Origin of the sequence: Faecalibacterium sp. BIOML-A1 (assembly GCF_009679715.1) — a bacterium.
Taxonomy (GTDB): domain Bacteria; phylum Bacillota; class Clostridia; order Oscillospirales; family Ruminococcaceae; genus Faecalibacterium; species Faecalibacterium taiwanense.
Genome location: NZ_WKZJ01000023.1, coordinates 1 through 11,540 on the forward strand (window position 1 = coordinate 1; position 11,540 = coordinate 11,540).

General features: G+C 46.7%; 13 protein-coding genes and 1 pseudogene. 9 read left to right on the forward strand and 5 right to left on the reverse strand.

Going from position 1 to position 11,540, the window contains the following annotated elements; all coding sequences use genetic code 11:
* Nucleotides 1–186: 186 nt before the first annotated feature.
* Nucleotides 187–438 carry a DUF6061 family protein gene (locus GKG36_RS14310; protein ID WP_005922694.1) on the forward strand — a complete coding sequence of 84 codons (252 nt, stop codon included), beginning with the start codon at nt 187–189 and terminating at the stop codon, nt 436–438.
* A 310-nt stretch (nt 439–748) separates the two neighbouring features.
* On the opposite strand, the gene GKG36_RS14315 is transcribed toward GKG36_RS14310, so the two are convergent.
* The 5 genes from GKG36_RS14315 to GKG36_RS14340 all read right to left on the reverse strand — a co-directional run bounded on the left by GKG36_RS14315 (nt 749) and on the right by GKG36_RS14340 (nt 6,294).
* Nucleotides 749–1,687, reverse strand: coding sequence for a hypothetical protein (locus tag GKG36_RS14315; RefSeq protein WP_154261304.1), 939 nt, complete (start codon nt 1,685–1,687; stop codon nt 749–751).
* Between the two features lie 12 nt (nt 1,688–1,699).
* On the reverse strand, nt 1,700–3,235 hold the full coding sequence (locus GKG36_RS14320; protein WP_154252904.1) for a relaxase/mobilization nuclease domain-containing protein: 1,536 nt from the start codon (nt 3,233–3,235) through the stop codon (nt 1,700–1,702).
* Nucleotides 3,207–3,641, reverse strand: a complete 435-nt coding sequence (locus tag GKG36_RS14325; protein ID WP_154252905.1) for a plasmid mobilization relaxosome protein MobC — start codon at nt 3,639–3,641, stop codon at nt 3,207–3,209. The genes GKG36_RS14320 and GKG36_RS14325 overlap by 29 nt, the downstream gene beginning before the upstream one ends.
* A gap of 689 nt (nt 3,642–4,330) precedes the next feature.
* Complete coding sequence (locus tag GKG36_RS14335) at nt 4,331–5,599, reverse strand: GHKL domain-containing protein (protein ID WP_097791218.1); 1,269 nt, start codon at nt 5,597–5,599, stop codon at nt 4,331–4,333.
* A complete protein-coding gene (locus GKG36_RS14340) occupies nt 5,596–6,294 on the reverse strand; it encodes a LytTR family DNA-binding domain-containing protein (RefSeq protein WP_154252889.1) in 699 nt (232 codons plus the stop codon). Before GKG36_RS14340 ends, GKG36_RS14335 begins: the two co-directional genes overlap by 4 nt.
* Nucleotides 6,295–6,473: 179 nt before the next feature.
* Between GKG36_RS14340 and GKG36_RS14345 the strand changes: the two genes are divergently transcribed.
* The 8 genes and pseudogenes from GKG36_RS14345 to GKG36_RS14385 form a co-directional block, all read left to right on the forward strand.
* Nucleotides 6,474–7,061 carry an accessory gene regulator B family protein gene (locus GKG36_RS14345; protein WP_005924490.1) on the forward strand — a complete coding sequence of 196 codons (588 nt, stop codon included), beginning with the start codon at nt 6,474–6,476 and terminating at the stop codon, nt 7,059–7,061.
* Between the two features lie 12 nt (nt 7,062–7,073).
* Nucleotides 7,074–7,244, forward strand: coding sequence for a hypothetical protein (locus tag GKG36_RS14660; RefSeq protein ID WP_005924488.1), 171 nt, complete (start codon nt 7,074–7,076; stop codon nt 7,242–7,244).
* Nucleotides 7,245–7,262: 18 nt separating this feature from the next.
* Nucleotides 7,263–7,793, forward strand: coding sequence for a DUF5626 family protein (locus GKG36_RS14350; RefSeq protein ID WP_005934533.1), 531 nt, complete (start codon nt 7,263–7,265; stop codon nt 7,791–7,793).
* A gap of 13 nt (nt 7,794–7,806) precedes the next feature.
* The gene (locus tag GKG36_RS14355; RefSeq protein ID WP_081027705.1) at nt 7,807–7,953 is read left to right on the forward strand and encodes a cyclic lactone autoinducer peptide; all 147 of its coding nucleotides are present in this window, start codon (nt 7,807–7,809) and stop codon (nt 7,951–7,953) included.
* A 113-nt stretch (nt 7,954–8,066) separates the two neighbouring features.
* Complete coding sequence (locus GKG36_RS14365; protein WP_005943373.1) at nt 8,067–8,348, forward strand: hypothetical protein; 282 nt, start codon at nt 8,067–8,069, stop codon at nt 8,346–8,348.
* A gap of 238 nt (nt 8,349–8,586) precedes the next feature.
* Complete coding sequence (locus GKG36_RS14370) at nt 8,587–9,117, forward strand: hypothetical protein (protein ID WP_242702991.1); 531 nt, start codon at nt 8,587–8,589, stop codon at nt 9,115–9,117.
* 12 nt (nt 9,118–9,129) lie between these two features.
* Nucleotides 9,130–9,867, forward strand: coding sequence for a DUF3658 domain-containing protein (locus GKG36_RS14895; RefSeq protein WP_223387800.1), 738 nt, complete (start codon nt 9,130–9,132; stop codon nt 9,865–9,867).
* A gap of 198 nt (nt 9,868–10,065) precedes the next feature.
* Nucleotides 10,066–11,540: pseudogene (locus tag GKG36_RS14385) on the forward strand (recombinase family protein); the annotation flags it as partial.

Genomic DNA, 11,540 nt, shown 5'->3' on the forward strand with positions numbered 1-11,540 from the left:
CGCACCAAACCATGAAAATCCGAACCTTTTCTCGATAGGAGAAGGGCTCGGATTTTTTGTTTTCTTCGGAAACGAGAACAATGGCTTTTCCCTTACGGCTGTGTGTCCAAAACCTTATCAGAAGAAAGACCGTATCACGAAGGTCACAACAGTAAGAGTGCCGTAAGGCAGAAGGGACGCAAGATTATGAAGTACGATGCAAGAGCCTGTCAGTTTAACATGGGCACCGGCTGTGTGGAGCTGCTGCTCCGGGATGGGCGCAAAATTTCCATCAACTGCACCGGTGTCGAGGATGCACTGGATGTTACCATGGCGCAGAGGTCTGAACTGGACTACCTCATCTACAATGACCCGCTGGCGTATGCAGAGCTAATTTTGAACGGTGAGCCAGAGGAGTATCTGAGAAATGCGGCTGGAAGTCACGGATTAGAGGACTGAACGCAAAAACAGGGTGCGCCCTGCCGGACGCACCCTGCAAAAATCCACACACGATAAGTAAGGCAGGGAGTTCCCCGACGGGAACTTCCTGTTTTTCTTTGGTTGCGATATGAGCCTGTTCCGCCTGCCATGCAGCAAATTCCCGTTGACCTTCCTCGCTGTTCCAGCAGGCAAGGATCGCCGGATAGAATGCCCGTGCCAGTCGTTCGATGGCTTCATCGGGGTAAGGGGAAATATTTGTGGACTTTTTCTTTTTGTTCAAACGCACACTCCTTTGGATTTCTGTTGACAGCATACAATGTGCCTGTTGTTATGCTGTCTGCTCATCCTCTGCGAGCGCAGATTCCAGCGAAGCAAGGTACTCCTTGTGCTTGTGGATGATTTCGAGAATGACTTCTCGCTGTGCTGTGTCTGGCATAGTTCTCAGAAGATAGTCAAACTCTGTGCGGAAACGTGTTGTAACGTGTTCCAGTGCGACATAATCATGCCGCACTTCTTCCGGGTAAGCATCGCTGTCGTAAACCGATTCGATTTTCTGAAACGGCAATACAGGTGCCTTTCCCGGTTCCCGGATGATGTCATCGGCATCCGGTTTCGGTTCAACTTTCAGTTCCGGGTGCAGGATTTCCTGCAAGGTCTGTGCGCGGGCATCATAGTTGGCTCGTGCAAGGCGGTGCATATCAGCCTTGCTGACTTTTACCTGTTTGTTCAGAATCTTCTCCCGCATACCGGGAATCAGGGATTCAGCAATTTCAACACCTTTCATGTACTTCGATGCGCGAAGTACAGTTGCCTTGCTTACACCATTTTCCTCTGCGATTCGTTCGCAGGTTTTCATGGCTTCACCGGAGTTATCAGTTTGAGAACTCCGGTGAAATCGGCCATTTTCATCATGCGATTCTTTGCGGGCTTCGCCATGAGAGGATTTTTCCGCTTCATATTGCTTCCCGATGAGGAACAGCTTCTGCTCCGGGGTGAGGTTGCGCCGCCCCAGCTGATTTTTACAAATCCAAGCGAGAACTTCTTCCCGGCTTTCAAACGGGAGCGGCATGGTGGAGAAATAAATCTCCGGGTGCTTCTGGAGGATGGCATAACGGTTGTGTCCATCAACAAGGGTATTGCCCCAAACGATCAAAGGAGAAAGCAGCTTGCCCTCTTTCAGGATATTTTCTTCAAGCTGCTTGAATTCATCATCGGTCAGAGGAGGAATCTGGGACTGGAACTCCGGGTCAATTTTCAGATTGATCATACGCACACTCCTTTATCTCTCCTGCTGCGTCTGTTCTTCCTCCCGGAAAAAGGACGCAACATTCTGCTTTGCGGTTTTCAGCTTGAACAGTTCTTCCTTGGCTTCCTTGTACTGTTCGTAGAACTTTGCCTTTTCGGATGCCAGCTGCGCATACTCGGCTTCCAGCTTTTTCGGGCTGGGCAGCTTGGTGATGTTGTTTGCCTTGAAATAGGCTGCTGCCACCCGGTATGCTGTCAGCTCTGCACGGTGCTGCTCCTCAAAGGCTGCGGGTCGTTTGGCAGTCTTTAACTGCTGTGCGACATTCTTGGTGCTGGTGTAGGCTGCGATGTGATAGCGCAGCTCATTGTTGGCTTTCATGCGACCTTCGAGGTCTTTCACCACCGCCAGCGAGTCGTGATACTTGGTTTCCAGTTCGGTGATGCGCTGGTTCAGGGCGTCCTCGTCGGTTAAGCCCTTTTCCTGCAGAAGCTTCACGGTCTGTGCCATAACTTTGAGATTGTGTTTCGTGAGCCAACGCTTATAGCCGATGCCCTTGCCCTCGGTCATCCTCGACTGGATGTCGATCAGTTTCCCGATGGTATCCTGCTTGAACTGCGCCTTGGGTTTGCGCTCAGTGTTTGCCTGCAACGTGGCAAGCACTGCCGCCTTATCGAATTTGTCACCGAGATGTTTCGCCCGGATAAACTTTGTTCTGCCAGAGGGCAGATAGCTGAGTTGTCCACGGCTTTCCTTAACCGTGATGCCGTACTGCTGCATGAGCTTCGCCGAAAAATCTTCAAAGCTGGTGGCACGGTACAGCACCGAAGAAATCTGTTTCCGCAGGGTATCTTTTACGGTTTCAAACTTCTTCTGCTTGGGCGGCTGTCCGGCTGCGGTGAGGGCTGCGTTTGCAAGATCAAGTTTCTGCTGTCCACGCCGCCTTGCCCAATATTCGGCCTCGCTGACACGCTCTTTCGAGCCGTTGAGCAGGTCGATCTGGTACAGTCCAGCACTTTCGCACAGCTCCATGACCTCGACACGGAGGTGCCGCATGGTCTGGGCTGTGCTGGAGTGCTTCATGCCCTCTAGCCAGTCGCGTGGCTTCTGCATATAGGGCTTGCGCTCCACCTCTCGTGTTCGGATACTGCCAATCACGATGTGGACATGGATGTTTCCCGAACGGTTATGCCCATCCGGGTGAGTGCAGACGATGGCAGGGTGACCGGGGAAGTTTTCTTCGCAGAATTTCAGGCCAAGTGCCTGTGCCTTTTCCATGGTCAAGCCGTTGTCGGCTGCATCTCTGGGGTCAAAGCTGATGATATACTGGTGGCTTTTGATATCACCATGCTGGGTGTTCTTACCATACTTGCGGTTCGCCAGCAGACAGGCCGTTGCAAACGAGAAATCGCCACACTCAAGGGTGTCGAGCAGGTACGAATCCCGCAGCTTCGGTCTGCCCTGTTCATCCAGAAGTTGCTTCCCGGTGAACGCATCGTGCTGGTAAACGAGGTACGCTTCGATGGCGGTGTAGTCCGAGTTTTTAGAGGCGATATGCTTGAGCGTTGCCATACAGTTCACCCAGAACTTTCTCGGCGCTGAGCCGGAATGCAGTCAGGTCTGCAAGTTCGTCAAGGAGTTTCGCCCGGATCTGCTCGGTGTCTGCACCGCCGGAATTGAAGTGCCTTGCAAGCTGGTTGAGGTTGCCGCCCACCTTGTTGCACTGGGCAAGCAGGGTGGAAACAGCGGTCAGGGTTTCTTCTCCGCCGCCGGCAACGATGACCGTTTTCTCGATCTTGACGTTGTGGATGGCACGGCGGATGAAAGTGGAGAGGGAGAGATTCAGGAGTTTGCAAGTGAGTTCCAGTGACGCTTTTTCCTCCGCTGTCACACGGAACTTGATGACGTGCGTTTTGTTGTTCGGCGTGTCGTGGTGCTGGGAATTGCTGGGAATCGGTTGAACATTCGTTTTGGTCATTGTACCTCCTGTCTGTTCGATAACTCCTCGGTGAAGTTATGTAAAGCACGACACGCCGTTGCTGTTCGCACCGTCAGGTGCGAACCATGAGCAGGGTTTGGGGCAGGCACGCCCCAACAAGATCACTTCGGAAATGCAGACGCATTGAAGAAGTGAAGTCCCGGTGGAACACAACATTTTCAAGAATTGAAAATTTGTGGCCACGGGACGGTTCTTGCTCTCCACCGCTGCGCTCAAAACGCATTTCCGAAAGTTGTTTCCGAATTGTTAAGACGCAAAAATAAGTAGAGAGTTCCGCTGCTCGTGTATGTTGATCGCCGTTTGCTCCGAACGAAGTTCCTGCCCCTGTTTTGCAGCGGCGTTGGCCGAAAAGCCGGTATCACGCTCGGACGGCTCATGAAATTCTCAAGGTACGGCTTCCCCAAAAAGAAAATACCGCCCACGCAGTACAGGCGAAGGATTTTGTCGGGTGAAACAGACGGCAAAATGATCGGGTGTGTTGCGGGGCGGTAAATCTTCGCAGGAAATAAAACCGCACAGAATCGTTTCTTTACAGAAATCGCTGTGGATTTGTTGGGAATGATAACATAAGTATTGATGTGTGTCAACACTTCAGGATAATGAATACATCAGATGAATGAAACACACAAAGTACAAGCAAAAGCAAAGCAATGTTTTAGGAGAATGTTTTAATTTTCGCAGTTCAGGCGGACTTGGACGGTAAACACACCGTCTTTCTTTTTCGTATAGAAGTCACCATGGTTCTCCTGAACGATACGATTTATATTTTTTAGTCCGTAACCGTGATACTCTCCGATGCGGATTCCGCGAGAAGTATCACTGTATGGGTTTTCCAGCCGATAGAAGAGGCTTCGATACTGCTTGCGCAGCTGTAGATGAATGATTCTCTGTTCCGCTGGCAGGTCGCAACAGGCTTCGATGGCATTGTCAAATGTGTTTCCGATAATGATGCTCAAAGACAACGATGAGATCGTCAGGACTTCAGGAATCGTCACATCCAGTTTGACGTTGATGTTATTCCTTTCCGCAATTCGTAAGTAATAATTCAAAAGAGCATCAACAACAGGATTTCCGACCGCAGAAATATTTGTGGAACGCTCGAAAACATCCGTGGCAGCCTGCGCAATCTTGTGAAGTTCTTCGGTATCACCGTGTTCTGCAACTGCCTGCATCGCCAGGATGTATTTCTTCACATCATGCCGCAGAGAACGGACTTCTTCCTGGCGTTCTTTGAGCTGCTGGTAGTATTCCATTTGAAGATTGTACTGCTGTTCGTTGAACTTAACTTTGAATTTTTCCAGTTCATTTTCCCGGAGAGCTTCCACATAGAACACGATCAGGATGTTTATAAGGAGAAGCACCGCCATAAGACCGACCATATAATCCGGGAAATACTCATCCGCAGCATGATACTGTGCCACATAACAGACAGCAATACTTGCGATTTGAATCGCAATGATCGGCAGCAGCCATAGGATACGCAGAGCATTTCCTTTTCGGCTGAAAAAATGTGAGATCAGGACTACGAGTGGAATTTGAATCAGGTTTGAAAAAACAACATAGACCAACCGTGCTGCCCCAGCCTGCATTAGAATGTCGGTATCCGGGATACGCAGCCCAATCAGAAGCATTGCAAGCACTTCCACCAAAGCAATCAGTGTGAAGAAAGCTCCGCTTGCAAAAACCGCCTGCCACGGTCGAACCTCATAGAACAGCAATGCAAGGAAAAATCCGCCAACTAAAAGATAGATCGTGCGCTGCGTCACCCAATCCGGGAATAAACTCAAAGCACACTGCCCAGCAATCAAGAGTGCAACATAGGCATAGAACCACCTTGAGACGGGCTCCTTTTTGGGAAACAGCCGACCGATAAAAAGCAGCAACAGGGCAATGTTGGCAAAGCTCCCTGCAAACTCAACGAAATAATAAAGCATCATCTTCCCAAATAAGCGTTGAAGATCTGATTGAACTCCTGACGCTTCCTCCTGCTGATCGGCAGCTGATGTCCGCTGGAAAGAAAAACAGCGGTTTCCGTAGCGTAAACAATGTGTTCCATGTTGACGAGATAACTTTTGTGTGGTGACACAAAGCACCGTTTGGGAAGCTGCTCCAAGGCTTCAGGAATGCTCATTCGCAATGTAAGGTCTTGCTCCTTGCAGTGAATCAGAACTTTATGTCCGTGGCTTTCCAGAAAGTAAATGTCCGATGTTTCCAAGGACATGGTAACACCATCGTATTCGATCGTGAAATGTTTGGAGTTCAGTTCCTGAAGGACGGCATCCATTGCCGCAGCGAACAGCGTCTGATCCAAAGGTTTGACAAGGTAGCGGAATGCAATGCCATATCCCTGCACAGCGTACTCATGCCGCTTCGTGACAAATACCACCAAAGGATGCTTCTCCATCTGAATCAAAGACTGCGCCAGCTGAAAACCGTTGGATGGCATCTCGATATCGAGAAGAAGCAGATCAAAGGATTTCTTCTGCATTTGCAATTCGCTCAGAAGTTCGTTTCCATCCATGTAAGTTTCAATGTCAAAGCAGCCTTGCACATCGTACTGCTGGACGCTTTGAACAATGCCATCAAGGTCTGATTTCTCATCATCGCAGACTGCAACGTGGTACTTCAGCATTTCGACAACCTCCACAAAATAATGTCCTGCTACTATTATAGACTGTGCAAAGGCTCCTTACAAGTAGCCTGACCTACCACTTTTGTCACCAGAACGACCAGTTTTGCCAAACCTCTTGATTTTGCTGAAATTTATGATACAGTGAAGCAAAAATCAGAAGATAAGGTGGCGCAACTGCAATGTGGGAACGCACGCTGTCTCAAAAATCAGTCCGTCTTTTCTGCGAGCAAAAAGTGATAGATGAAGCAAAGGCGGATGCGTATGTCTATGGGTACGAGTTGCTCATATCATCTGTTGTGAGCGTTCTGCTTGTTGTTTTAATCGCTGTTGTGTGTGGTGATGTGCGGTACGCACTTTCATTTTTGATTGGGTTTATCCCACAGCGAATCTACATTGGCGGATACCATGCAACATCGCACACCAGATGCTATTTGGCATTCTCCGGACTGGCACTTATCTGCATTTTGCTAAGTAAGGCAATCGCAGCAAATCACCTTTTCCGTATCCTGACAACAGTAGCTCTTTTGGGCATCTCTATCTTTCTCTCACCTATCGAAGCAAAGAATAAGCCTTTAAGTGAAAAGAAGCGGTCAAGTTACAAGATGGTCGCATCTGTTCTTTCGTCAATAGATTTCCTGCTTGCCATTTTTAATGTGCTTCCGTATACACGTCATGTAGTTTGCTACTATCTCTCCAAATGGGTATTGATTGTATTCTCAACAATTCCTTTGGTTCAACAAAAATTTAATGCCAACTTTTGTAGATAGGGAGGTGATAACATGAAAAAAAACAAATGGGTGCTGCTTCTTATCGCTTTTGTTGCATTTTTGGTATTGGTTTATTTTATTGGTGCTTGCCTTAATGCAACGGCAGAGGCATTGACAATTATTTCGCTCTGCATCGGCATACTGGTCATTTATTTAGTCGTAAAAGCAATCAAATCAAAATAAGGAAAGGAAAATGTGATCATGAGTACAAGAAAATTCATCAAAAAACTTACGGCGAGTCTGCTTTTTATTGCGGTTGTAATGTCGTTTGGCGTTCAGTCTGCCTTCGCTGAATCGAATTCACCGAAAGCTACCGTTAAGAACAATGTTGTTACTTTTAGCAATCTCGATCAACTGAAGGCAAACGAGAAGCTCGCAATTGCGGTAGTTGACAGTAATGGTGATCCAGCAACTATTACTATCGAGTCAGTGGACAATTCAATTTCTCGTGTAGCGAAATCGTCGAATTCTTGGAAGGTTTCGTATAAGGGAGTGGTGATTCATGCATATTTTTATATGACAGTGACGAATAACAAAGTCACAAATGCATGGGACTATTCGATTACAACTTTGGGTTCCACATATAGTGATGCAAGTTTGACGTATAACTCCAGTTCGGCAAAACTCACCTTTACCAGTAACGCTTATAATGGTATTGCTTCTCATACTTGCTGGCTGAAGGGAACTCCTCGCGGAACAAACAATGAAGTCGATGTAACGTATTCTATGTAATGTGGAGGACAATATGAAACAGAATTCACAAAAACTGATTTTTTTCCTGAGTAAAATTACATGTGCTTTTGCAATGGCGATTGCAGTCTTAAGTGTGAATAGCACCTGCTGCTTTACAGCGTATCAGCCGGATGTCCCTGAATCGCTTGATCGCAACTAAACTCATATGATAGACATTACCCATTGCTATCATGATATTTTGTATTCGTATGATTCCGGTGGACACCTTATGGATACTACAAAATCGTACCATCAAGCTGTGGGAGGCTAAGAATGAAAAAAGGCAAAAGCAACTTTTTTCTTATTGCTCCTTTTGCTCTTTGGGGCTGCATTTCAGTATGGACTAGTAATCTTGTCCGATTGACAGATAAAAGCGCAGTACCTTATGCTTGGGCTTCTTTGTTTTTCTCATATGGAATCGTAGCAGTGCATTATATCCAAGTGGCAGTATCCTCCAAAGGCTGTAACAATGCCGAAAACGAAAAAATTGCATGGGTTCAGCTTGGGCTTTCAACTTTGTTCTTGATAGTAGCTGTTGTTCTAGCTATTCAATGAAGGAAAGCAAAGTAATCACCCAAAGCAGTGTAAGGTCACAATATTTTCTATTCCAACAGTATTCTAGTAGTTTCAGCATTTGTATGGTTCACATTTATTTGCCGAGGAGTATACACCTGAAGGGGAAAATTTAATGAAGGTGATTCCAATGGAGCTTTAGTGTATTGAGTGAAGAAAAAAATAAATTAGGAGGCAGTATACTATAACTAACAAAATCAAACGGCTGATTTCCATTCTATTGGTCACGGTTTTATTTCTCCTGACCATTCAGCCAGCATTTGCAACTGGAAATAAGAGAAAGATCGATGATTATTCGATAGAAGAACTTCTCAATCTTTCTGTGCAAGAACAAGAGAATCTCGGATTTTATGTTTTGGCCGAGGTTCCAATGCGCGTTCCTGTTTCTAATACAGACGGCTCAAGAGTTGTATCGTATATTGATGGAACATGGAGAGTTCTTTATACAAAGGCCAATGGATTGGGCTTTTATATGAGTGGAACTACCGTCGGTATTGGCCCGGATTTAATAAAAAATGTTTCAGGAACGGATTACTACACGAGCTATTCCGATAACATCGAACGAAGCTGCCCATTTTCAACGACAGCACTAGTTCCAGAACAAAGTATATATAATACAACCTATACATATGACTTCTATGATGTTGGAACTTATCTTGATTGCAGCGTTGGGTGTTATTTTGGAGTGGTTGGCTCAAGCAAACCAATCTATTGGAGTGCAACTACACAAGTCACTATCCCGAAATTATGATTCTGACCAGCTATGGATGAAATTGTTTTTGAACCCAGTGATGTCAATATGTTAGCAGCTTTAGGCATCGTCGAAAGTGTAAAGTTGTTTCCGTTTATGTTATCAATGGGAGAACTTCAATATGCTTGCGATTCAGAATATCGTTGCAAACAATTCGTGAATTGCCTTTCAGAATATTATCCTGACAGCCAAATTGAAGCTAGACAACTGTGGTCGAAATATCATGGTACAGCGAATGCGGTTCAATGTGATATGATAAATCATAAGCCACTGCGTGTTTGGGTCAGGAGTTCTGCCGATTGTTGGTGCGGCATTTATTATATTTGTTACTATGCAGCAAAGTATGGTACAAATAGAATTTTGCTTGCATCCAGAGAAGGTCTGAAAGAATTTATGGAAGGGAAAACCGATAAGATCTCACAAAAGTATTTGACGGAAGAAACTATTACCGAGTATGCCAAAAGATGGGGAAAGCTATTAAACGAAAACACCTCCATGCGTATTTGGCATGCGAACGATGTTAAAAGCGTTAACATAGATTATTTCGACCAGAGAATTATTAGTTTAGTATCGAGAATTCCTATTTCGGTTGGTGAACTTACCGCAGACGTATTAAAAGCGATTTCTGCTCCGGTAAGTGACTGGTATGTCATGAAACGCATAGAAGCACTTTTGAAAAAGGGTGTTCTTCAAGTCGTTATTCCAAACAAAATCTTTTATAATACCATCGTCCAGCTAAACGAAGAATAAAGGAATCCGAGCAAGTCGGCCCAACAGTCACCTCGTTTCAACGAGAGGGGTGGCTGTTGGGTCAATTGTTCAAAAAGAAAAACTGAAGATAATAAAAAGTCTTGATTTCTCCATCAAAACATGGTATATACATTATACGAAACAGTGCTTTGAAAGAACGCTCCACCGTTCAATGACGTGTAAAGAGAGGTGCTTGCCATGACCGCTGTGATCTACGCCCGCTATTCCAGTGATAACCAGCGCGAAGAATCCATCGAAGGCCAGATTCGTGAATGCACGGCCTATGCCGAAAAGAATGACATCACTATCGTCAAGCACTACATTGACCGCGCCATCTCTGCCAAGACGGATAATCGCCCTCAATTCCAACAGATGATAAAGGACAGCGACAAGAAGCTGTTTGATATTGTTCTGGTCTGGAAACTTGACCGCTTTGCCCGGAATCGCTACGACAGTGCCCGGTATAAGACCCAGCTGAAGAAGAACGGTGTCAAGCTCATGTCGGCTACGGAGATCATCTCCGAGGGGCCAGAGGGTATCATTCTGGAATCGGTTCTGGAGGGCTATGCAGAATACTACTCTGCCGACCTTGCCGAAAAGGTTGTCCGTGGACAGACAGAGAACATCCTGAAAGGCCGCTGCAACGGTGGTCGTGGAACGTTTGGATATACGCTGGATTCCGAGCGGAAATTTCACATCGACCCGCTTGCCTCCCCTTTCGTGCTGGAATCGTTCACGAAGTATCGGGATGGCCTCACGATGAAAGAGATTCGGGACTGGCTGAATGAAAACGGCATCAAGAACCCGGTCGGAGGCGAATTTCTTACAACAGCGTGGAGCACATGCTCAAAAACCGGCGTTATATCGGAGAACTGAAATTCCGGGATGTGGTCGTGCCGGATGCGATTCCGCCCATCGTGCCGCTGGAACTGTTCGATGATGTGCAGGAAAAGATTGCCAAAAACAAGAAAGCCCCTGCCCGAAGAAAGGCAGAGGACGATTACCTGCTGACAACCAAGCTGCACTGTGGTTGCTGCGGTGCGCTGATGTTTGGCGAAAGCGGCACAAGCCGGACGGGAGAAGTCCACCGCTACTATAAATGTGCCACGGCCAAAAAGAAGAAGGGCTGCAAGAAGAAAACTGTCCGCAAACAGTGGCTGGAAGATCTGGTGGTGAACCAGACCATGCAGCTTGTCCGGGACGATGCCGCCATGGAATCCATTATCGCCAAGGTCATGGAGCTGCAAGACCGAGAGAACACCAACCTTCCTCTCTATGAGAAACAGCTCCGGGATGCAGAATCGGGTATCCAGAATATGCTCAACGCAATTCAAGCCGGAATCCTCACCAGTTCCACCAAGGAACGGTTGGAACAGCTCGAAGAAACCAAGCGTGAGCTTGAAGCCCGCATTGCGGAAGAAAAGCTGGCAAAGCCAAAAATCAAAGAGGAATTTATCCGTTTCTGGCTGATGCGCTTCCGTAAACTGGACATGAGCCTGAAAGACCAGAGGCAAGCGTTGGTGGATACGTTCATCAATTCGATTTATCTGTACGATGATAAGGTTTTGATAACCTTTAACTATAAAGAAGGTACACAGACCATCACGTTTGAGGAAGCGGCCCAAGCCGCATCAAAGGAAAATGGTTCGGATTTGGATTGCTTTACTGCACCA